This is a genomic window from Flavobacterium fluvii (genome assembly GCF_900129545.1).
Lineage (GTDB): Bacteria > Bacteroidota > Bacteroidia > Flavobacteriales > Flavobacteriaceae > Flavobacterium > Flavobacterium fluvii.
Window position 1 is genome coordinate 91,144 of sequence record NZ_FQWB01000006.1, and the last position, 20,779, is coordinate 111,922.

The window sequence follows — 20,779 nt, forward strand, 5'->3', positions numbered from 1 at the left end:
TAGATTTTTCATTGTCATTAAAATTGCTATTGAAATTGAAGAAAACTTAAACAAAACATTAAATGAAACTAGATATATTAGCATTCGGTGCACATCCAGACGATGTAGAATTAGGTTGTGGCGGAACACTGGCCAAGGAAATCGCATTGGGTAAAAAAGTAGGCATCGTTGATTTGACTCGTGGCGAACTCGGAACTCGTGGCTCTGTCGAACTTCGAAATGAGGAAGCCGCTGCTGCTGCCAAAATCTTGGGCGTTTCTGTCCGTGAAAATCTGGATATGCGAGATGCTTTTTTTGTCAATGACGAAGCACACCAATTGAAAATCATCGAAATGATTCGGAAATACCAACCCGAAATCGTGATTTGCAATGCCATCGACGATCGTCATATCGATCACGGAAAAGGCAGTAAACTGGTTTCTGACGCTTGTTTTCTTTCGGGTTTGATGAAGATCGAAACGGAACACAAAGGCGAAAAGCAACAAGCTTGGCGACCAAAATTAGTGTATCACTATATTCAGTGGAAAAACATCACGCCCGATTTTGTGGTTGACATAACGGGTTATAACGATAAAAGAATTGAAGCTATTTTGGCTTACGGTTCCCAGTTTTACAACCCAAATTCAAACGAACCCGAAACACCGATTGCGTCAAAAAACTTCTTGGACAGCCTAAATTACCGCGCCCAAGACCTGGGAAGATTGATTGGCGTGGATTATGCCGAAGGTTTTACGGTCGAAAGATATTTGGGAGTCAATAGTTTAGGAGATTTGATATAATTTTTTTTAATTTTTGTTTGCAAAAGCAAAGTTTAGTGCTATATTTGCACTCGTTAAAAATGGTGGTTGTAGCTCAGCTGGTTAGAGTATTGGTTTGTGGTGCCGAGGGTCGCCGGTTCGAACCCGGTCAGCCACCCAGAACGCAAAAGCTTCGAAGAAATTCGAGGCTTTTTTTGTGGAATAAACTTTGGTTCTTGAAATAATAATTTTTGTAAATTAGCGAAACCATCAAATATTTACAAAATGACAACAGAAGCCTTTTCAACAACGCCAGATTGTGAAATTGTAAGTTCACGAATTGTCGACGCTTCCCAAGAGCTTGTTTTTTATGCTTGGACCGACCCAAATCATCTCAAAAATTGGTGGGGACCGGCTGGTTTTACCAATACGTTCAACGAATTTGACTTTAGGCCGGGCGGCAAATGGAGTTTTGTCATGCACGGCCCCGGCAAAGGAAACTATCCCAATGAATGCGAATTTTTAAAAATCGAGAAACCCACCCTGATAGCCTGGAAGCGCATTTCCAAACCCCTGTTTCATGTAGTGTTCACTTTTGAAGCAATAACCAGCGAGAAGACCAAAATTGTTTTCAGGATGATTTTTGACACTCCCGAAGAATGCAATAAATTAAAGCCATTCGTGGTGGATAAAAACGAGGAAAACTTCGACAGGCTCGAAAAGGAATTAATTAAAATGGCATTGTAATCGCAAAAGCGTCCAAGTCATTGGAGTTTTTTTAAAATTTACTTTCGCAAGAAAATAATAGTATTTCATTAATATCTTATTGGTTGTTTTTTATTAATTTTATGGGATTAATCAATTTAAAAACAAAATCTATGGGAACATTTTTGGTTAGCAAAAGAAAAAATGATGAATTTCAGTTTGTGTTAAAAGCAGGAAATGGGCAAGTTATTCTGGCTAGTGAAGGGTATACAACTAAAGCAGCTTGTGAAAACGGAATAGAGTCGGTGAGAAATAATTCTCAAGTGGACTCTAGATTTGATAAATTGGAAGCCAAAAACGGGAAACCATATTTCAATCTTAAAGCCAGTAATGGGCAAATTATAGGCAATAGCGAAATGTATGAATCGGTTGCGGCTCGTGACAACGGTATAGAATCGGTAAAGAATAATGCTCCAGATGCAGATGTGAAAGAAGATTTGTAAATACTTCTCTGATGATACGATTTGAAGCCTCGAAATAATCGAGGCTTTTTTATTATTTCATATTTATAACCAATTTTTAACATTCTAAATTTGTCATACATAAATAACTATCGTAATATTGCAATATAAAAATATAACGATGGGAGCATCCAAAACAGATCAATTTACAGTCCAACAAAATGAATTGGCCATTCTTGCCAAAGCATTGGGACATCCTGCAAGAATAGCAATAATAGAATACTTGCTAAAAGTAGACGCTTGTATTTGCGGCGATATCGTCAACGAATTGCCCTTGGCACAGCCAACGGTTTCGCAACATTTAAAGGAGCTTAAAAATGCGGGATTAATAAAGGGAAACTTCGAAGGCGCGTCTATTTGCTATTGCATTGATGAAGCGGGATTCGAAAAAATAAAAGGCTTTTTCCAAGACATCACAAAGCATTTGGAGAAAAGAAAAAACAATTGTTGTTAATTTAAATTAAGGAAAAATGAAACTATCTCAAGCAAAAAACATCTTGAAGTCGGTTGAAGAGGTAAACTTCCTCTTGGCTGACGGGACATCGGTGCCGGAACATTTTCACGTAACCGAAGTGGGACTGATTACCAAAAACTTCATAGATTGTGGTGGAACAGTTCGCAAAGAAACCGTGGTCAACTTCCAATTATGGGATGCCAACGATTTCGATCACCGTTTGAAACCACAAAAATTACTCAACATCATCGAATTGTCCGAAAAGGTTTTGGGCATCGAAGATTTCGAAATTGAAGTGGAATACCAAACAAAAACCATTGGTAAATATGATTTGGATTTCAACGGAAAGGACTTTGTTTTGCTCAACAAACAAACAGCTTGTTTGGCTCAAGACCAATGTGGAGTTCCTGCTGATAAAACTAAAGTGAGATTATCCGAAATAAAAAGCGAATCCAGCTGCTGTACTCCTGGAGGAAGCTGCTGCTAATGCCTCAATTTTAAAACAAATAATACCATTTTACTTTTGATTTTACTGTAATAAAAAACACCTCGTCTCTTCAAAATTGTATCGAGAAGCAAATGGCGTTAGGGGTTCTCGATACATTTTATTAAAAAAGCTATCGCATTTTTAATAAAGTACTCGAACTGACGCGTAGAGTTAAATTGTTTTATCACGGTAAATTTAAAACCTAAAAAATATAAATAAACAAATATCAAAAATGGCTTCAACCAAAACCATCCTGTTTCCAGAAATTGAAAATGTTATTAATACTTTAAACCTTGAAAGTATTTCAGATAAACGTAAAGTAGTTTTGCAATCTCTTGTAGATTTTATACAAGGAAAAGCAAGCAATCAACAAGAAATTCGCCTGAACCTGATTTGCACTCACAATTCCAGAAGAAGCCATTTGTCGCAAGTTTGGGCGCAAACAGCGGCAGCGCATTATGGCGTGAAAAACGTGTTTTGTTATTCCGGTGGGACAGAAGCAACGGCGATGTTTCCAATGGCGGCCAAAACATTGGTCAAACAAGGCTTTCAAATCAAGACTATTGCCTTAGGAAACAATCCTGTTTATGCCATAAAATATGCCGAAAACGAACATCCCGTTATCGGTTTCTCCAAAACGTTTGACGACGATTTCAATCCACAAAGCGAATTTGCGGCGATTTTGACTTGTTCTTCTGCCGATAAAGGTTGTCCGTTTATTGCCGGTGCCGAAGTGCGAATTCCGATTACTTTCGAAGACCCGAAAGCATTTGACAATACGCCGCAACAAGCCAAAAAATACGAGGAAAGAAGTCTGCAAATTGCCACAGAAATGTTTTATGTATTCTCCCAAATCAAGCAATAAATATGTCAGCAAATAATTGTGTGCCAGCCGTGGGAAGAAAGAAATTAAGTTTTCTCGACAGTTACCTTACGCTTTGGATTTTCTTGGCCATGGCAATAGGAGTGTCGATTGGTTATTTCATCCCTTCTAGCGGAAATTTCATCAATTCTTTTTCGAGTGGAACTACCAACATTCCATTGGCAATCGGCTTGATATTAATGATGTATCCACCTTTGGCTAAAGTGAAATACGAACAAATGGGAGAGGTGTTCAAGAATGTCAAAGTACTTGGAGCTTCCTTGTTTTTGAACTGGGTCATAGGGCCAATTCTAATGTTTTTCTTGGCTTTATTGTTATTGAACGGCTATCCTGAATATATGATTGGCGTAATCTTGATTGGTTTGGCGCGTTGCATTGCCATGGTGGTTGTCTGGAATGATTTGGCCGATGGAAACCGGGAATATGCGGCAGGCTTGATTGCCTTGAACAGTATTTTTCAAGTCTTGCTGTACAGCGTTTATGCCTATGTTTTCATCACTATTTTGCCGCCTTATTTTGGTTATACCGGTTTTGAAGTCAACATCAGCATTGGGCAAATTGCCGAAAGCGTGGGGATTTACCTAGGAATTCCTTTTGCATTGGGAATTATCAGTCGCTATGCCTTGATTGCTCTCAAGGGGGCTGACTGGTTCGAGACCAAATACGTGCCTTTTATATCTCCAATAACATTAGTGTCCTTGTTGCTGACCATTGTTTTGATGTTCAGCTTGAAAGGAGAATTAATCGTCCAGATTCCTTTCGACGTGTTGCGAATTGCACTTCCCTTGGTAATCTATTTTTCCATAATGTTTGTCATCAGTTTCTTCATCGGGAAATATTTTGGTGCCGATTATTCGAAATCCACGGCCATCGCTTTTACGGCAACGGGAAACAACTTCGAATTGGCGATAGCAGTTGCCATTGGTGTTTTTGGCATCAATAGCGGTCAAGCTTTTGCAGGCGTCATTGGCCCATTGGTAGAAGTTCCGGCCTTGATAGCCCTGGTAAACCTGGCTTTTTGGTTCAGAAAAAAGTATTTCACAAACTAATTAATACTGATTTTAACACAGATTGCACAAATTGGCACAGATTATTATTTATCATTTAGTCGCCCATAACACAATAGCTTCGAAGAGATTCGGGGCTTTTTTGTGGAGTCAAGTTTCGTGAAAAAATAAATAAGTCTAATTCTTCGATAAATCTTGTAAATACAAGTCTTAATCTTTAGATTTGTGATGTGAGAAACAACCTGTTTAATCTTTTCATTTCACTTGTATTGGTCATTTTTTCCTTAATATGGATTAGTGACAAATTATCCGTGCTTATAGAAAATGACAGATACGGTTATTTTGAAACTACAGAAAAAGGGGAAACAGAAGAAAAAACAGAAAGTAAATTAAAGACTTTGTTTATAAGCCAAATTCATGATTTAAATTTGGATTCATTCTTGTTGCCCAATATCAAAAACAACAATTCTTTTTATTCGTTTACAATCAAGGAATTTTGTTTTGAAAATCTAACTCCTCCTCCCGAAATAGCATAATTAGGTTTCAATAGTTTGATTATTTAAAAACTATTCTAAAATAATTATTCAAAAATCAGCCGGGATTATGTCGTGGCTCAATAACACACATCCAAAATGAAAAATTTAATTACTGTAATAGCTGTATTGTTTACAGCTCAATTTTTTGCGCAAACACACGAAATCATTAAACACAATGGGGAAAAACTAGATGTAAACTTTATAAAATTTGAAAACAATTTAGTTCACTACGCGCTTCCTAATAGTATGGAAGAACATAAAATAAGTCGCTATGCCGTGGCTCAATTAACCGAGAAATCCAAAAGCAATTCCAAGGTGATATCTGAAAAGATTGATTTTTCCGAGAAACCGGATTATAAAAAAGTTGTTGTACTGAAAGAATCTGAAACAATTGGATTAAAAAAAGCAGAGAATTTAATTGGTTATTTGGACAACGCTAAAGGAGAAACGAGATTGTCCAGGTCTGAAATTGGAAAAAACCGATTGAAAGAAAAAGCGGCATCGAAAGGACACCAGTTTATTGTGATAACATCCAACAAGATTGGTGATCTGAAGGCAGTTGCCTACACGTACTAATTTTTTAGAAACTAAATTTAAAAGTACCGTCTTGAAATATTTTTGAGGCGGTTTTTTGTTGGAATAATGTGTTCTGGGAGCGAATTTTCACAAATCAATTTGTGCCAATCCGTGTTGGTAAAATAAAATCAGTTTCCGCTTTTGTCCACCACGGGACGATTTTCCCTGTTGGCCAATTCCCAAACAATGGCAAAGGCAAGTTGGGTTCTTTTGGCCAAAGCATCAAATTCAATTTTATCGACATCATCCGTGGGCTGGTGGTAATCGGCGTGTACACCCGTAAAAAGGAAAACTGAAGGAATACCGTTTTTGCCAAAATTGTAATGATCGGAGCGGTAATAAAAACGGTTGGGGTCGGTTCTGTCATTGTATTTGTAATCCAAAAGCAGCTTTGTGTATTTGGAATTGGCCGCTTCGCAAATTTTGTGCAAGTCTGTCGAAAGATAATCGGAGCCAATGAGATAGACATAATTACTGGAATCGTTGTGGAATTCATCGTGACGACCGATCATGTCAATATTGACGTTGGCAATGGTATTGGCCAACGGAAACAAGGGATTTTCGGAGTAAAAACTCGAACCCAATAATCCGTGCTCTTCGCCGGTAAAGTGAAGAAACAAGACGGAACGTTTTGGGCCGTTGCCTTCTTTTTTGGCGATTTCAAGAGCTTGGGCAATTTCCAGCAAAGCCACAGTTCCCGAGCCATCATCATCGGCACCGTTGTATACTTCACCGTTTTTTATGCCAACGTGGTCGTAATGAGCAGAAATAACGATAATTTCGTTGGGTTTTTCTGAACCCTCGATATACGCCCAAATATTTTCGGAATCAGGCAAATTATCGTTGCGAATGGCGTTCAGGAAAGAAGCCGGAATTCGTTGGTAATAATCCGTGACTCCTTTTGGAAAAGAAACTGCATTGGTTTTATAATGCTCGATGAGATAGTTTCCCGCTTTTTTTTGGCCGACAGAACCCGTTTCCCGACCTTCCATTTCATCGGATGCAATGACGGTAAGATGGGTTCTTAAATCAGTGGCAGTGATGGTATTGAGGTATTCCGTAGGATCTACGCTCGCCACTTTGGCTATTTGACTGGAACAGCCCAGGTTTAGAACCAATAGAAAACTTAAAAAAAATGTTTTTTTCATGGGAATCTATTAAGTGATGACTATTTGACCCGTTTTATTTTTTCAGCACTTCATCCAGAAAAATCTTCAAATGCTCCCAAGAACGTTTGGCTGCTTTTTCGTTGTAAGCAGCACCTTTGGAATTGTCGTTTCCGGCCTCTGGATTGGTAAAAGAATGCACGGCATTGGCATAATAAATCATTTGCCAATCGGCTTTGGTGTCTCGCATTTCCTGTTGGAAAGCCGTGATTTCTTCCTTGGATTCGTAAGGGTCGTCCGCTCCGTGGCAAACCAAAACTTTGGCGGTTATCGGTTCTATCGCTCTGCTGGCGTCTTTGCCCAAACCACCGTGAAAAGATACGGCTCCTTTTACGTTCAAATGGGCTCGTGCTGCTTCAATGGCTCCCGTTCCGCCAAAACAATAGCCAATGACCACAATATTGTCCGGATTGGCACCAGATTTAATCAATTGCTCCAATGCCAAGGCGATTCGTTTGTGGTAATCCTTGAAATTAGTTTTGTAAAAACCAGCATTTTTCCCTGCTTCTTTATAATCTTTTGGATAATTTCCTTCACCATAAATATCGGCCACGAAAGCGTGATAACCTAGTTTTGCCAAGTTTTCGGCGGTGTCTTTAGAGAGTTTATCGATTCCCATCCAGGCGGGAAGTATCAGGATTCCCGGTTTTTGTGCACTTTTTTTAGCAGGTTGAATGCCAAAACCGTTCAAAACTTGAGTTCCATCGTTATATTTCACGGGTTTCAATTGGGCAAATGAAACGCTGGAATACGACAAGAGGGCTAAAAATAAATAGCGGATATTTTTCATGAGAGTATTGTTTTACACAAATATCTGAAATAAAACAGAATTGTGGATTGTAAACCATTATTTTTTCTGGACAAAATAGGGGTTGTTTTACCGCAGATTCGCAGATTTTAGCGGTATTGCCTAGAATTAATTTCTCTAAATAATCTTAAAATTGAAGTTTACAAGCTAAAATCTGCGAATCTGCGGTAATTTTAAAACTTATGCGTTTGACAGGATTGTTTTTTATCTGATGGAAAAGCGAAAAAAAACAGTAATTTTGTTGAAAATACATCGAAAATTAATTGTCCATGAAACCAACCCATACGAGCCTTTCTTCAAAAGCATCAGCAATGATAGCCAAAGAAAATAAATACGGAGCCCACAATTACCATCCATTACCCGTGGTTCTGAAAAGGGGGGAAGGAGTCTTTGTTTGGGATTTGGAAGACAAGAAATATTTCGATTTCCTCTCTGCTTATTCGGCAGTGAATCAAGGACATTGCCATCCAAAAATTGTTGATGCGATGGTGAAACAAGCACAAACCTTGACCTTGACTTCGCGTGCTTTTTACAACGACCAATTGGGAAATTTTGAAGAATACGTGACCAATTATTTTGGTTTTGACAAAGTATTGCCAATGAATACGGGTGCTGAAGCGGTAGAAACGGCGCTTAAATTGTGTAGAAAATGGGCGTATGAAGTAAAAGGAATTTCCGAAAATCAAGCACAAATAATCGTTTGCGAGAACAATTTCCACGGAAGAACCACCACCATCATTTCGTTTTCCAATGACGAAACGGCTCGTAAAAGTTTTGGACCTTTCACCTCCGGATTTATCAAAATCCCTTATGACGATATCGAAGCCTTGGAAAAAGCCTTGGAATCCACGTCCAATATTGCAGGATTTTTGGTGGAACCCATTCAAGGTGAAGCTGGAGTTTACGTGCCTTCCGAAGGTTATTTGGCGAAAGCCAAGGCACTTTGCGAGCAACACAACGCCTTGTTCATTGCCGACGAAGTGCAAACCGGAATTGCCCGCACCGGAAAATTATTGGCCGTTCATCACGAAAATGTCCAACCCGACATCCTGATTTTGGGAAAAGCACTTTCGGGAGGCGTTTACCCCGTTTCGGCAGTATTGGCCAATGATGCCATCATGAACGTTATTAAACCGGGACAACACGGTTCCACTTTTGGCGGAAACCCAGTTGCAGCGGTTGTTGCCATTGCTGCTCTCGAAGTAATTAAAAACGAAAAACTGGCCGATAATGCAGAACGTTTGGGAATTATTTTAAGAAAAGGACTCAACGAAATTGCCCAACGAAATTCTTTGATTTCATTGGTTCGAGGCAAAGGATTATTGAACGCCATTGTGGTGGATTGTGATGAAGAATCTGATTTGGCTTGGGAAATTTGCATGAAATTTAGCGAATACGGGCTATTGGCGAAACCCACCCACGGCAACAAAATACGATTTGCTCCACCATTGGTCATTACCGAAACACAAATTCAGGAATGCCTTGCCATTATCGAAAAAGCGTTGAATGATTTTAGGTGATTGGGATTGATGTTTTAATTTTTTGCAGGAAAAAAAAACAATAGAAACAAATCTTATGCTTGAATGTTTGATTGCTTTGAAAATAGTATTAGACAGAAAAGTGAGCCTATATTAGCCCCCGTTAGCGGAGGAGTCAAAACAACTTTGAGAATTAGTTTAAAAATTATAAAACAATGCAGACAGACAATTTATTAAGACAAGTAAGTTTCATAAAAGAGATTGACAAGTTGAAATACATTCAACGCAAAACCAAATTGTTCAACAGCGACAGGAACGAAAATGATGCTGAACATAGTTGGCATTTGGCAATGATGACAATCGTGTTGGCAGAACATTCGGACAAGCCGATTGACGTGCTCAAGGTTTTAAAAATGGTTTTGATTCACGACATCGTGGAAATTGACGCAGGCGACATTTTTCTTTACGACTCTGTAATAAACCATACCAATACAGACGAAGAACTTATTGCAGCCAAACGAATATTTGGGCTTTTACCGAGTGAACAGGCAGAAGAATTTATTGCAATTTGGACAGAATTTGAAGACGGCTTGACTGATGAAGCAAAATTCGCGAAATCTATGGACCGATTTGAACCATTGCTGCAAAACAGTTCCAATAATGGCGGGACTTGGGCAGAATTTAATGTTCCCTACGAAAAAGTTTACGAGAAGAAAAAAGCAATTAAAGAGGGTTCTACATCAATTTGGAACTATGCAGAGAATTTAATTGACGAAAGCGTGAAAAAAGGGATTCTAAAAAAGTCGACTGATCAATAAGAAAACCGCCGCCACTATTCTGGTTTTCGAGATGAGCATGGAGAGTAATCGACAATCAACAAAATACATTAAAAAATCAATGCATCAAAAAACAACAATGATAAACAAAGTGCATCACATTGCCATTATCTGTTCTGATTATCAAAAATCCAAAAAATTCTATACCGAAGTCTTGGGATTAGACATCATTCGGGAAGTTTATCGAGAAAACAGGGATTCCTATAAACTAGATTTGGAACTCAACGGCACTTATGTTATTGAACTGTTTTCATTTCCTGATCCACCCAATAGAGTTTCAAGGCCAGAAGCAACAGGACTTAGACACCTTGCTTTTGAAGTGGATGATTTGGAGAAAGTCATTGCTCATTTGGAAAAATCCAAAATAGAAGCCGAACCCATTCGAATAGACGAGTTCACCGAGAAACGATTTACTTTCATTGCAGACCCGGACAATTTGCCGATAGAATTCTATGAAAAATAAAAACGCCAAAATTTAAAAGTTGCTGAATTAGGATTGAATACACCTATTTTTGTACCTGAAATTTTTTATAAATGGAAATCTCTCAAACAATCGGATACTTCTTGGCTGTTTTTGTCGGCATGATATTGGGAATGTTGGGCAGTGGCGGCTCCATACTTTCGGTTCCGATTTTGGTCTACGTGATGAGCATCGAACCCACATTGGCAACAGCCTATTCCTTGTTTATCATTGGCACAACCTCTTTGATAGGCGGAATTCACAAAGCCAAACAGAAATTAGTCGATTTCAAAAAGATGGTTTTATTTGGTATTCCTGCCGTGATTTCGGTTTTTATTACTCGAAAAGAACTCGTTCCCAGAATTCCTGATATTATCTTTTCTACAGAGAATTTTACTTTGAGTAAATCAATGCTGATTATGGTGGTTTTTGCCGTTGTAATGATTGTTGTCTCGGGCAGTATGATAAAACCTTTTAAGGAAAAAGTGGTTTTGGAGAACGAAAAATTCAATTATTATAGCGTAATCTTGATGGGAATTCTTATCGGATTGCTTTCTGGATTTGTCGGTGCAGGTGGAGGATTTTTGATTGTTCCCATTTTGTTGTTGTTTGCCAAAACCCCCATAAAAATGGCTGTTGGAACATCTCTGTTCATAGTTTCTTCCCAATCATTGATTGGCTTTACGGGAGACATCATGGAAAAACAAGTCATTGATTGGCAGTTGTTGCTGTTCTTTACATTGGCATCAATTATTGGAATTTTTATTGGTAATTTTATCTCCAAAAAAATAAAAGAAACAAAACTGAAAACTGGTTTTGGCTGGTTTGTACTGGCCATGGGAATTTATATTATCTTGAGGGAACTTTTCTGGTCATAATAATTTGCTAAAATGTTACTGCCAATAATAGCTTCAATCAAAAAAATAGATATTTTTACAATATAAATACACTTTGGAAAATGAAAATAGAACAAATTTATACTGGTTGTTTGTCGCAAGGTGCATATTATATTGAAAGTAATGGAGAAGTTGCCATTATTGATCCATTGCGAGAAGTGCAACCTTATATCGACAGGGCCAATAAGGATAAAGGAAAAATCAAGTATATTTTTGAAACACATTTTCACGCCGATTTCGTGAGTGGGCATGTGACATTAGCCGAGAAAACGGGCGCTCCAATCATTTATGGCCCTACGGCAAAACCCAAGTTTAAGGCTCATATTGCCAAAGATGGCGAAGTTTTTGTCTTGGGAGAAATTACGATAACAGTTCTACACACACCGGGACATACCTTGGAAAGTTCTTGTTTTCTTTTGAAAGACAAAGACGGCAAGGATTACGCACTTTTTAGCGGGGATACCTTATTTTTGGGCGATGTGGGTCGTCCAGATTTAGCCCAAAAAGCGGCCAATATGACCAAAGAAGAATTGGCCGGAATTTTATTCGATAGTTTGAGAACCAAGGTGATGACTTTGTCCGATGACGTGATTGTTTATCCGGCGCACGGGGCAGGAAGCGCTTGCGGAAAAAATTTGAGCACAGAAACCATTGGAACCATTGGAGAACAAAAAAAGATCAACTACGCGCTTCGTGCCAATATGACCAAGAAAGAATTCATCCAGGAAGTTACCGATGGATTGTTGCCTCCGCCTCTTTATTTCCCGTTGAATGCCAAACTCAATAAAGAAGGCTATGAAAATGTGGAAGACATTATCAGGGATGCCGTTGCATATGATACCGAAACCTTTGAAATGGTGGCCAATGAAATTGACGTGGTCATTCTGGATGTGCGCCATCAAGATGATTATGCCAAAGGACATATTCCAAAATCAGTTTTCATAGGCATCGATGGCAATTTTGCTCCTTGGGTTGGAACATTAATTCCCGACATCAAGCAACCCATACTTTTGATAACACCTTTGGGCAGGGAAGAGGAAAGTATTCTCAGGCTGGCAAGAGTAGGGTATGACAATACTTTGGGCTACCTAAAAGGAGGATTTGACACCTGGAAAAACGAAGGATTGGAATACGATACCGTCAATTCGATTTCGGCGGCAATGCTCGAGGAATTATTGGCTGAAATAGACGGAGAGAAAGAAAAAGTGTTCGTTTTTGACGTAAGAAACAAGGGCGAATACGCAGCAGAACACATCGTTGATGTTGCTTCAACGCCATTGGACAATATCAACGACCATTTCGTTGAATTTCCAAAAGAAGAGGAGTTTTATGTGCATTGTACCAGTGGTTATCGTTCAATGATTTCGGCTTCAATATTAAAAGCCAGAGGGTATCACAACGTAATCAATGTGGCTGGTGGATTCAATGCCATAAAAAAAACGGACATAAAAACAACAAATTTTGTTTGTCCGACAACATTAAAATAAAAAGAAAGATTTTTTTTGACCAATTCGCATAATAAATGAGCACTAGTTTCGAAAACATTATACAATCAGAAAAACCGGTTTTAATTGATTTTTTCGCCACTTGGTGTGGACCTTGCAAAACATTGGCTCCCATTTTAAAAGAGGTGAAAGACAGTTTGGGTGAACGCATTACTATATTGAAAATTGATGTGGACAAAAATCAGGCTTTGGCTTCGAAATATCAGGTTCGTGGTGTTCCCACCATAATTTTGTATCAAAAGGGCAAACAGTTATGGCGAGAATCCGGAGTTTTGTCCAAAGAAGAAATTATAAGAAACATAGTCGCAAAAAGTCATTAAAATTTGGAGTATTTCATCACGAAATACTTTTTTTATTTATCTTTGTTAACCAAATGGTTAAACCGTATAGTTAAATCAAAATGACCACCGAAGAAAAAATATTCAATTCCGCCCGAATAATTTTCCAAAAGAAAGGTTTTGCGGGAGCGAGAATGCAGGAAATTGCAGATGAAGCGGGCATCAACAAAGCGATGTTGCATTATTGTTTCAAGAACAAACAGTTGTTGTTTGAAGCCGTTTTCATGAATGCTTTTGGTCAATTGGCACCACAAATCAACGATATTTTCAGTTCCAATGACAGCGTTTTTGACAAAATAAGGAAGTTTACCCACAGCTACATTTCATTCGTGATACAAAATCCCTATTTGCCCCAATTTGTCATTCAGGAAATGAACAACAATCCAGCTTTTGTAATGTCGTTTTTAAAGAATGAAAACAGACCCAATCCTACCTTGCTGGTTTCACAAATTGAAAAAGAAATCGCCGATGGAATCATCAAACCCATCAATCCCAAACAACTTTTGATGAACATCATTTCATTGACGGTTTTTCCTTTTGCAGCGCAAATGATGGTCAAAGGGATGTTGCAAATTTCCGATGCGGCTTTCAACCAAATGATGGAAGAACGAAAAACCAGCATTGCCGAACAAATCATAAATTCCATAAAAAGATGAACAGAATACTAATTACATCCTTTTTATTGCTTGTATTTTATTCCAATGCCCAGCAATCATTGACATTGGAAGATTGTTATGCTTTGGCCAACAAGAATTATCCCATTGCCAAACAAATTGGATTGTTGCAACAAAAATCCGATTACGAAGTGGAGGCCTTGAAAACGGGAAAACTCCCAAAAGTTGATTTGAATGCACAGGGAACCTATCAAAATCAGGTGACCACGATTCCAAATCCATTTATTGAACCTTTGAATAAAGACCAATATCGTGTGAACTTGGACGTCAACCAACTCATTTACAACGGTGGATTGATTGACGCAAACACCAAACTCAAAGAGACCCAGGCCAAAACACAGCAGCAACAAGTCGAAGTCAATTTATACCAACTCAAAGCCAGAATCAATCAGTTATTTTTCTCCATTTTACTGTTACAAGAACGAAAAGATATTTTGGTTTCCAAACAAGAACAATTGGTTACCAAGATAAAAGAAGTCAAATCTGGAATTCAATACGGCGCGATTCTTCCTGCCTCCGAAAAAGTGTTGGAAGCCGAAAACCTGAAAATCAAGCAACAACTTTCGGAAATTAAATTTGACAAAAAACGCTTGTTCGAAAACCTTTCTTCCTTGACTTACACAACTGTTCCAGAAACGACCACTTTGCAAAAACCAATCATAATTACCGAGGAAACTGCTGCAAACAATCGTCCAGAATTGAAATATTTTGATTTTCAAAACCAACAAATTGAAGCTTCGAAGGTCGTTGTTTCCAAAAATAATTTGCCAAAAATAAATGCTTTTGGAACTGCAGGTTATGGAAATCCGGGTTTGGACATGATCAACAATTCGTTTCAGCCCATTTTTATGGTCGGCTTGAGAGCCAATTGGAATGTTTTTGACTGGAACAAATCCAAAGCCGAAAAAGACGCATTAACCGTTTCTGCCGATATTGTAGCCACGGAAAGAGAGACATTTTTACTCAACAATTCCTTGCAATTGCAGGAAATGGAAAACGAAATAAAAAAATCCGAGGAAATCATCAAAACCGACATAGAAATTATCGATTTAAGGGAATCTGTTGAAAAATCGGCCAATGCCCAATTAAAAAACGGCGTGATCACCACTTCGGAATATTTGGTGGAATTCACGAATTTGTACGAAGCCCGAACCAATCAAAAGTTGCACGAAATCCAGTTGGCTTTGGCGAAAGCGAATTATCAAGTAGCTAAAGGAAATTAATAACAAAGGTTTAAAAACAATAATAATGAAAAAAATAATCACACTTTTAATTTTATCAAGCCTGATTTCCTGCAACAAAAACAACGATAAAGCTGATGGCTACGGGAATTTTGAAGCAACGGAAGTCACGATTTCGGCGGAAGCCAATGGCAAAATCGAGTATTTAAAACTGGAAGAAGGCGATATTTTGGAACCAAAAACTCAAGTGGGATTGATTGACACCACCCAATTGTATTTCAATAAACAACAATTAATGGCTTCCAAAAGCACCGTTTTTTCGAAATCGGAAAACGTGTTGTCACAAATCAAAGTCTTGCAGGAGCAACTCAAAACAGCACAAATCGAGAAAAAAAGAATACAAAACATGTTTGCCGAAAATGCCGCAACAAAACGACAAGTGGATGAAATTGACGGAAAAGTGAGTGTTATTTTGGAACAAATAAAAAGCGTTCAAACCCAGAATTCACCCATCATAAACGAAGTAAAATCGATTGATGTCCAAATCGAAAAAATCAACGACCAAATCCAGAAAAGCAAAATCATAAATCCAATTAAAGGAACGGTTTTGGTAAAATATGCCGAACCGAATGAAGTGACCGCTTTTGGAAAACCCATCTATAAAATTGCCGATATTTCGGAAATGACCTTGCGTGTTTATGTTGGTGAAACCCAATTGTCCCAAATAAGAATAGGTCAAAACGTGACCGTGAAAATAGATGCCGAAAAAGAGATGAAATCTTGTCCAGGAACGATTTCCTGGATTGCGTCTTCGGCCGAGTTTACCCCAAAAATTGTCCAAACCAAGGAAGAACGAGTAAATTTGGTTTATGCCGTAAAAGTAAAAGTTAAAAATGACGGCAGTTTAAAAATTGGAATGCCGGCCGAAATGTGGATTAAATAAATTTTTATTGCATTGAAATTGATTTTTGAAATTGTTATTGAGTATGAGTATTATTGTCCAAAATATTTCCAAATCTTACAACAAAGCCAAAGCTGTTGAAGCCATTACTTTTGAAGTAAAAGAAGGAGAATTATTTGGATTGATTGGACCAGACGGAGCAGGAAAAACAACGATTTTCAGGATTTTGACCACGCTTTTGTTGGCTAATGAAGGCTCGGCAATTGTGGCTGGTTTTGACGTTATTAAGGATTATAAAGCCATTCGGGATTCGGTGGGTTATATGCCGGGAAAATTTTCTTTGTACCAAGATTTGTCCGTGGAGGAAAACTTGACTTTTTTCGCCACGATTTTCGGGACAACGATTGAAGAAAATTATGATTTAATCAAGGATATTTACATTCAAATAGAGCCTTTCAAAACGAGAAGGGCAGGAGTACTTTCGGGCGGAATGAAACAGAAACTGGCTTTGTGTTGCGCCTTGATCCACAAACCCAAAGTCTTGTTTCTCGACGAACCAACAACGGGAGTGGATCCCGTTTCCCGAAAAGAATTTTGGGAAATGCTCAAAAGATTGCAACAAAAAGGCATCACGATTTTGGTTTCCACGCCTTATATGGACGAAGCGGCTTTGTGTGACCGAATTGCACTCCTCCAAAAAGGAAGTATTTTGAAAATAGACAGTCCCGAAAACATCATCAAGAATTACGACAAAGTTATTTATGATGTTCGAACCCAAAACATGCACCAACTGATTCTGGATTTAAAAAATTATCCAAGCCAGTACAGCGTTTATGCTTTTGGAGAATACATTCATTATATTGATAAAAGTGCTGGTTTTAATCCAAAAGATTTGGCAGCATATTTGGAAAAGAACAAGCATTCCGAAATAGAAATCAATATTTCGAGACCAACAATAGAGGACGTTTTTATGGATTTATAAAAATGGCACACGGATAAAACGGATGAAGCGGATTGTCACGGATTTATTTGTATTGGTTATTTTGAAAAAATCTGTGATAATCTGTGACTCGAGCGATAGCGAACAGGCGAAGCAAATCTGTGGCCAAATAAATTTGTGCAATTTGTGGTTTAAAAAATATGACAAAAGAAAAAATAATAGCAGTTCAAAATCTATCCAAGCAATTTGGCAACTTTATCGCGGTCAACAGTATTTCTTTTGAAGTGTACAAAGGAGAGATTTTTGGTTTTTTGGGTGCGAACGGTGCGGGAAAAACAACCGCGATGAAAATGCTTATAGGAATCTCCAAACCCACTTCCGGGGAAGCCTTGGTTGCGGGTTTTGACGTGAAAACCAACACCGAAATGGTCAAACGGAGCATTGGTTACATGAGTCAAAAATTTTCGATGTATGACGATTTGACCATCAAGGAAAACATCACTTTTTTTGGTGGAATTTATGGTTTGAGCAGGAATCAAATCAAGGAAAAAACGGAAAAATTGGTGTCACAATTGGAACTTGAAGATGCTGTCGATAAATTGGTTGGTTCGTTGCCTTTGGGTTGGAAACAGAAATTGTCCTTTTCGGTGGCTTTGTTGCACGAACCAAAAATCGTTTTTCTCGATGAGCCTACAGGTGGCGTTGACCCCATCACCAGAAGACAATTTTGGGAAATGATTTACGCCGAAGCTGATAAAGGAACCACGATTTTCGTCACCACGCATTATATGGACGAAGCTGAATATTGTGATCGCGTTTCCATTATGGTCGAAGGAAGCATCGAAGCGCTCGACACACCTAAAAACTTGAAAAAGAAATACAATGTGGCGTCGATGAACGATGTGTTCTTGAAATTGGCGAGAAATGTGGAATAACAGATTTAAACCATTAAGATATTAAGATTTATTAAGTTAAAGATTGTGCTTAATTTTCTTAAATATCTTAATGGTTAAAAAAAATTAAAGGTTTAAAATGAAAAGATTCATCGGTTTTGTGACTAAAGAATTCTATCACATTTTTCGTGACAAAAGAACTATGTTCATTCTTTTCGGGATGCCCATTGCCCAAATCATGTTGTTTGGTTTTGCCATTACCAACGAAATCAACAACGTCAATATTGCGATTCTGGACAAATCGAAAGACGATGAAACTCACAAAATAATCAAAAAAATCAGGGCTTCCGAATATTTTAATATCGAACAGGATATTGTCAATGAAAACCAGATTGAAAGCGTTTTCCAAAAAGGAAAGGTAAAGGCCGTTTTGGTATTCGAAACCGATTTTATCAAAAATCTGCAAACACTCAAACAAGCCAAAGTACAAGTGATTACGGATGCCACCGACCCCAATATGGCCAATACTATTGCAAATTACGTCAACTCCATTTTACTAAATTACACGCAGGAAATCAATAAAAACAGCAAAGCTAGTCACCTCATACAAACGCAAACCCAATTGTATTACAATCCCGAATTGAAGAGTGTTTTCAACTTTGTTCCCGGTGTCATGACCATCATTTTGATGCTGGTTTCGGCAATGATGACTTCCATTTCCATTACTAGGGAAAAGGAATTGGGAACGATGGAAGTATTGTTGGTTTCACCCTTGAAACCTTTTCAAGTTATCATTGGCAAGGTGTTTCCGTATATTTTACTTTCCATAATCAACGCCACCATTATCCTGCTTTTGGGATTTTTTGTATTCGGAATGCCTATTGAAGGAAACTTGTTTTTATTGGCTTTCGAAAGTGTTTTGTTCATCACCACGGCACTTTCGTTGGGCATATTGATTTCGACGGTTTCCAATTCGCAACAAACGGCCATGATGCTGTCCTTGATGGGATTGATGCTGCCCGTCATCCTGCTTTCGGGATTTATTTTCCCCGTTTCGAGTATGCCGATGGCCTTGCAAATCATCAGCAACATTATTCCAGCCAAATGGTTCATCATCATCATCAAGGCCATTTTGCTCAAAGGAGCAACCATAAACGTGATTTGGAAAGAAACACTAATTCTGGTCGGAATGACGGTGTTTTTTATAGTGGTAAGTATCAAAAAATATAAAATCAGGTTGGAATGAAAATATCAATTTCAATGGCAATGCCAATATCAATGGCAATGAAAAAATAAAAAATCTGCGAAAATCCGTTAAAATCAGTTTCATCCGCGTCCCATTTATGAAAACAATAGTATTCATCATCCAAAAAGAGTTCCGGCAAATCTTTAGAAATAAAGCAATGCTGCCCATTATATTTGTCTTGCCGATGGTGCAATTGCTTATTTTGTCGAATGCGGCGAGTTTTGAAATCAAGAACATCAAGTTTTCTTATGTGGACAACGACCATTCCGCGGCTTCCAGGGAATTGATTTCGAAATTTGAAGCTTCCCAATATTTCAACATCATTGAAAGCTTTTCGTCCAAAAAAGAAGCCGATTTCCAGATGCAAACCGGAAAAGTGGATGCCATACTCGAAATCCCGAATCATTTTGAACGCGATTTAATCACTGAGAATTTCACCAATCTATCGGTAAGCATCAACGCCATCGACGGTGCGGCGGCAGGAGTGGAGAGTGTCTATATTTCGCAAATCATCAACGGTTTTAACCAAAAGATTCAAACACAATTGTACCAATACAACGAAGCTTCCTACATTCAACCCCTGAATATTGTCACGATTCCGTCATTTTGGTACAACAATACGTTGAATTACAAAACCTTCATGGTTCCTGGAATTTTGGTGTTGTTGGTGACAATGCTCACGCTGTTTCTGTCTTCGATGAACATTGTTCGTGAAAAGGAAATGGGGACTTTGGAACAAATCAACGTGACGCCCATTCAAAAATACCAGTTCATCATCGGAAAATTGTTTCCGTTTTGGGTCTTGGGATTGGTGATTTTGACAGTGGGTTTAATCATTGCAATAGCCGTTTTCAGTGTTCCTGTTTTAGGAAATATTGGCTTGATTTATTTTTTTACTTCAGTCTATTTGTTGGTCATTCTAGGCATCGGCTTAATTATCTCCAACCATTCCGACACGCAGCAACAAGCAATGTTTATAGCTTGGTTCTTTTCGGTTATCTTCATCTTGATGAGCGGATTGTTCACGCCCATCGAAAGTATGCCTCAATGGGCACAAAATGTTACTTTCCTCAATCCGATTCGGTATTTTGTGGAAATTATCCGGATGGTAATGTTGAAAGGGGCTAACTTTTCGGATATATCCAGACCGTTTTTTATCGTTGTTTTCTATGCTTTTGCCTTGAACTGGATAGCGGTTTGGAGTTATAGAAAAGTGAATTAAGGAACCTGAAACGGGTTACTTATCTGTGTTAACTGGAATTGCCAGTTCTAAAATTATTCAGGCAACAAGGAGTCGCCCCAATCCTTTATTACGAATGATTTGAGCAAACCTTCCAAAATGAATGGATCGGCCTGGGCAAAGTCTTCCGCATCTTTTCTTGTCTTGAATATAGCCATGTTTCCCCTGTCTGAAAATGGTCCTATTCCCAAAACAACGCCTTTGGCAATAAATTCATCAACTACTATTTTATGGCGTGGATAAACGGACATTATTTCATCCATGCTTGCTCCAGAGGATTCTCCAATCAATACTGCTTTCATATCTGTTCT

The 20,779-nt window shown here is 38.3% G+C and carries 25 protein-coding genes and 1 tRNA gene; 23 read left to right on the forward strand and 3 right to left on the reverse strand.

The features are described from left to right. Positions 1 to 62: 62 nt before the first annotated feature. The 10 genes from bshB1 to BUC16_RS13565 all read left to right on the forward strand — a co-directional run bounded on the left by bshB1 (position 63) and on the right by BUC16_RS13565 (position 5,906). Entirely contained in the window at positions 63 to 779 is a 717-nt protein-coding gene (gene bshB1, locus BUC16_RS13520) for a bacillithiol biosynthesis deacetylase BshB1 (RefSeq protein WP_073371333.1), read from the forward strand. A gap of 62 nt (positions 780 to 841) precedes the next feature. Further along, positions 842 to 915, forward strand: a tRNA-His gene (locus BUC16_RS13525). 107 nt (positions 916 to 1,022) lie between these two features. Continuing rightward, the gene (locus BUC16_RS13530) at positions 1,023 to 1,484 is read left to right on the forward strand and encodes an SRPBCC family protein (protein WP_073371334.1); all 462 of its coding nucleotides are present in this window, start codon (positions 1,023 to 1,025) and stop codon (positions 1,482 to 1,484) included. A 131-nt stretch (positions 1,485 to 1,615) separates the two neighbouring features. Continuing rightward, positions 1,616 to 1,945 carry a YegP family protein gene (locus BUC16_RS13535; RefSeq protein ID WP_073371455.1) on the forward strand — a complete coding sequence of 110 codons (330 nt, stop codon included), beginning with the start codon at positions 1,616 to 1,618 and terminating at the stop codon, positions 1,943 to 1,945. A 139-nt stretch (positions 1,946 to 2,084) separates the two neighbouring features. Continuing rightward, complete coding sequence (locus tag BUC16_RS13540; protein ID WP_073371335.1) at positions 2,085 to 2,417, forward strand: ArsR/SmtB family transcription factor; 333 nt, start codon at positions 2,085 to 2,087, stop codon at positions 2,415 to 2,417. A 16-nt stretch (positions 2,418 to 2,433) separates the two neighbouring features. After that, positions 2,434 to 2,904, forward strand: a complete 471-nt coding sequence (locus tag BUC16_RS13545; protein ID WP_073371336.1) for a DUF6428 family protein — start codon at positions 2,434 to 2,436, stop codon at positions 2,902 to 2,904. A gap of 232 nt (positions 2,905 to 3,136) precedes the next feature. Continuing rightward, positions 3,137 to 3,769, forward strand: coding sequence for an arsenate-mycothiol transferase ArsC (locus tag BUC16_RS13550; RefSeq protein WP_170860877.1), 633 nt, complete (start codon positions 3,137 to 3,139; stop codon positions 3,767 to 3,769). A 2-nt stretch (positions 3,770 to 3,771) separates the two neighbouring features. Beyond that, a complete protein-coding gene (arsB, locus tag BUC16_RS13555) occupies positions 3,772 to 4,836 on the forward strand; it encodes an ACR3 family arsenite efflux transporter (protein WP_073371337.1) in 1,065 nt (354 codons plus the stop codon). A gap of 188 nt (positions 4,837 to 5,024) precedes the next feature. Further along, complete coding sequence (locus tag BUC16_RS13560; protein WP_073371338.1) at positions 5,025 to 5,330, forward strand: hypothetical protein; 306 nt, start codon at positions 5,025 to 5,027, stop codon at positions 5,328 to 5,330. Between the two features lie 96 nt (positions 5,331 to 5,426). Beyond that, positions 5,427 to 5,906, forward strand: a complete 480-nt coding sequence (locus tag BUC16_RS13565) for a hypothetical protein (RefSeq protein ID WP_073371339.1) — start codon at positions 5,427 to 5,429, stop codon at positions 5,904 to 5,906. Positions 5,907 to 6,034: 128 nt separating this feature from the next. Here the strand turns inward: BUC16_RS13565 and BUC16_RS13570 are convergent, their stop codons facing one another. Together BUC16_RS13570 and BUC16_RS13575 are read right to left on the reverse strand one after the other, a co-directional pair. Continuing rightward, positions 6,035 to 7,054, reverse strand: a complete 1,020-nt coding sequence (locus BUC16_RS13570; RefSeq protein WP_073371340.1) for a M28 family metallopeptidase — start codon at positions 7,052 to 7,054, stop codon at positions 6,035 to 6,037. A gap of 34 nt (positions 7,055 to 7,088) precedes the next feature. Further along, on the reverse strand, positions 7,089 to 7,862 hold the full coding sequence (locus BUC16_RS13575; protein WP_073371341.1) for a dienelactone hydrolase family protein: 774 nt from the start codon (positions 7,860 to 7,862) through the stop codon (positions 7,089 to 7,091). 287 nt (positions 7,863 to 8,149) lie between these two features. Here BUC16_RS13575 and rocD point away from each other — a divergent pair, with 287 nt between their 5' ends. From rocD to BUC16_RS13640, 13 genes are all read left to right on the forward strand, one after another. Continuing rightward, positions 8,150 to 9,400 carry an ornithine--oxo-acid transaminase gene (gene rocD / locus BUC16_RS13580; protein ID WP_073371342.1) on the forward strand — a complete coding sequence of 417 codons (1,251 nt, stop codon included), beginning with the start codon at positions 8,150 to 8,152 and terminating at the stop codon, positions 9,398 to 9,400. Positions 9,401 to 9,573: 173 nt separating this feature from the next. Then, positions 9,574 to 10,176 carry an HD domain-containing protein gene (locus tag BUC16_RS13585; RefSeq protein ID WP_073371343.1) on the forward strand — a complete coding sequence of 201 codons (603 nt, stop codon included), beginning with the start codon at positions 9,574 to 9,576 and terminating at the stop codon, positions 10,174 to 10,176. A gap of 97 nt (positions 10,177 to 10,273) precedes the next feature. Continuing rightward, positions 10,274 to 10,657, forward strand: a complete 384-nt coding sequence (gloA2, locus tag BUC16_RS13590; protein WP_073371457.1) for an SMU1112c/YaeR family gloxylase I-like metalloprotein — start codon at positions 10,274 to 10,276, stop codon at positions 10,655 to 10,657. A 71-nt stretch (positions 10,658 to 10,728) separates the two neighbouring features. Next, a complete protein-coding gene (locus BUC16_RS13595) occupies positions 10,729 to 11,532 on the forward strand; it encodes a sulfite exporter TauE/SafE family protein (protein ID WP_073371344.1) in 804 nt (267 codons plus the stop codon). Between the two features lie 80 nt (positions 11,533 to 11,612). Next, entirely contained in the window at positions 11,613 to 13,037 is a 1,425-nt protein-coding gene (locus BUC16_RS13600) for an MBL fold metallo-hydrolase (protein ID WP_073371345.1), read from the forward strand. 35 nt (positions 13,038 to 13,072) lie between these two features. Next, on the forward strand, positions 13,073 to 13,375 hold the full coding sequence (gene trxA, locus BUC16_RS13605; protein ID WP_073371346.1) for a thioredoxin: 303 nt from the start codon (positions 13,073 to 13,075) through the stop codon (positions 13,373 to 13,375). An 80-nt stretch (positions 13,376 to 13,455) separates the two neighbouring features. Next, the gene (locus BUC16_RS13610) at positions 13,456 to 14,049 is read left to right on the forward strand and encodes a TetR/AcrR family transcriptional regulator (RefSeq protein WP_073371347.1); all 594 of its coding nucleotides are present in this window, start codon (positions 13,456 to 13,458) and stop codon (positions 14,047 to 14,049) included. Next, complete coding sequence (locus tag BUC16_RS13615; protein WP_073371348.1) at positions 14,046 to 15,290, forward strand: TolC family protein; 1,245 nt, start codon at positions 14,046 to 14,048, stop codon at positions 15,288 to 15,290. Before BUC16_RS13610 ends, BUC16_RS13615 begins: the two co-directional genes overlap by 4 nt. A gap of 25 nt (positions 15,291 to 15,315) precedes the next feature. Further along, on the forward strand, positions 15,316 to 16,191 hold the full coding sequence (locus tag BUC16_RS13620; RefSeq protein WP_073371349.1) for an HlyD family secretion protein: 876 nt from the start codon (positions 15,316 to 15,318) through the stop codon (positions 16,189 to 16,191). A 43-nt stretch (positions 16,192 to 16,234) separates the two neighbouring features. Next, a complete protein-coding gene (locus tag BUC16_RS13625) occupies positions 16,235 to 17,131 on the forward strand; it encodes an ABC transporter ATP-binding protein (protein WP_073371350.1) in 897 nt (298 codons plus the stop codon). A gap of 158 nt (positions 17,132 to 17,289) precedes the next feature. Then, positions 17,290 to 18,024 (forward strand): ABC transporter ATP-binding protein, encoded by a 735-nt coding sequence (locus BUC16_RS13630; protein WP_073371351.1) that lies wholly within the window; start codon positions 17,290 to 17,292, stop codon positions 18,022 to 18,024. A gap of 97 nt (positions 18,025 to 18,121) precedes the next feature. Further along, positions 18,122 to 19,228, forward strand: coding sequence for an ABC transporter permease (locus BUC16_RS13635; protein WP_073371352.1), 1,107 nt, complete (start codon positions 18,122 to 18,124; stop codon positions 19,226 to 19,228). A 97-nt stretch (positions 19,229 to 19,325) separates the two neighbouring features. Continuing rightward, positions 19,326 to 20,450 carry an ABC transporter permease gene (locus tag BUC16_RS13640; RefSeq protein ID WP_073371353.1) on the forward strand — a complete coding sequence of 375 codons (1,125 nt, stop codon included), beginning with the start codon at positions 19,326 to 19,328 and terminating at the stop codon, positions 20,448 to 20,450. Between the two features lie 53 nt (positions 20,451 to 20,503). On the opposite strand, the gene BUC16_RS13645 is transcribed toward BUC16_RS13640, so the two are convergent. Beyond that, entirely contained in the window at positions 20,504 to 20,770 is a 267-nt protein-coding gene (locus tag BUC16_RS13645; protein ID WP_073371354.1) for a YciI family protein, read from the reverse strand. Positions 20,771 to 20,779 lie beyond the last annotated feature (9 nt).

Coding starts and splice junctions, on each gene's coding strand:
- bshB1 (WP_073371333.1), top strand. CDS start 63: ATGAAACTAGATATATTAGCATTCGGTGCACATCCAGACGATGTAGAA.
- BUC16_RS13530 (WP_073371334.1), top strand. CDS start 1,023: ATGACAACAGAAGCCTTTTCAACAACGCCAGATTGTGAAATTGTAAGT.
- BUC16_RS13535 (WP_073371455.1), top strand. CDS start 1,616: ATGGGAACATTTTTGGTTAGCAAAAGAAAAAATGATGAATTTCAGTTT.
- BUC16_RS13540 (WP_073371335.1), top strand. CDS start 2,085: ATGGGAGCATCCAAAACAGATCAATTTACAGTCCAACAAAATGAATTG.
- BUC16_RS13545 (WP_073371336.1), top strand. CDS start 2,434: ATGAAACTATCTCAAGCAAAAAACATCTTGAAGTCGGTTGAAGAGGTA.
- BUC16_RS13550 (WP_170860877.1), top strand. CDS start 3,137: ATGGCTTCAACCAAAACCATCCTGTTTCCAGAAATTGAAAATGTTATT.
- arsB (WP_073371337.1), top strand. CDS start 3,772: ATGTCAGCAAATAATTGTGTGCCAGCCGTGGGAAGAAAGAAATTAAGT.
- BUC16_RS13565 (WP_073371339.1), top strand. CDS start 5,427: ATGAAAAATTTAATTACTGTAATAGCTGTATTGTTTACAGCTCAATTT.
- BUC16_RS13570 (WP_073371340.1), bottom strand. CDS start 7,054: ATGAAAAAAACATTTTTTTTAAGTTTTCTATTGGTTCTAAACCTGGGC.
- BUC16_RS13575 (WP_073371341.1), bottom strand. CDS start 7,862: ATGAAAAATATCCGCTATTTATTTTTAGCCCTCTTGTCGTATTCCAGC.
- rocD (WP_073371342.1), top strand. CDS start 8,150: ATGAAACCAACCCATACGAGCCTTTCTTCAAAAGCATCAGCAATGATA.
- BUC16_RS13585 (WP_073371343.1), top strand. CDS start 9,574: ATGCAGACAGACAATTTATTAAGACAAGTAAGTTTCATAAAAGAGATT.
- gloA2 (WP_073371457.1), top strand. CDS start 10,274: ATGATAAACAAAGTGCATCACATTGCCATTATCTGTTCTGATTATCAA.
- BUC16_RS13595 (WP_073371344.1), top strand. CDS start 10,729: ATGGAAATCTCTCAAACAATCGGATACTTCTTGGCTGTTTTTGTCGGC.
- BUC16_RS13600 (WP_073371345.1), top strand. CDS start 11,613: ATGAAAATAGAACAAATTTATACTGGTTGTTTGTCGCAAGGTGCATAT.
- trxA (WP_073371346.1), top strand. CDS start 13,073: ATGAGCACTAGTTTCGAAAACATTATACAATCAGAAAAACCGGTTTTA.
- BUC16_RS13610 (WP_073371347.1), top strand. CDS start 13,456: ATGACCACCGAAGAAAAAATATTCAATTCCGCCCGAATAATTTTCCAA.
- BUC16_RS13615 (WP_073371348.1), top strand. CDS start 14,046: ATGAACAGAATACTAATTACATCCTTTTTATTGCTTGTATTTTATTCC.
- BUC16_RS13620 (WP_073371349.1), top strand. CDS start 15,316: ATGAAAAAAATAATCACACTTTTAATTTTATCAAGCCTGATTTCCTGC.
- BUC16_RS13625 (WP_073371350.1), top strand. CDS start 16,235: ATGAGTATTATTGTCCAAAATATTTCCAAATCTTACAACAAAGCCAAA.
- BUC16_RS13630 (WP_073371351.1), top strand. CDS start 17,290: ATGACAAAAGAAAAAATAATAGCAGTTCAAAATCTATCCAAGCAATTT.
- BUC16_RS13635 (WP_073371352.1), top strand. CDS start 18,122: ATGAAAAGATTCATCGGTTTTGTGACTAAAGAATTCTATCACATTTTT.
- BUC16_RS13640 (WP_073371353.1), top strand. CDS start 19,326: ATGAAAACAATAGTATTCATCATCCAAAAAGAGTTCCGGCAAATCTTT.
- BUC16_RS13645 (WP_073371354.1), bottom strand. CDS start 20,770: ATGAAAGCAGTATTGATTGGAGAATCCTCTGGAGCAAGCATGGATGAA.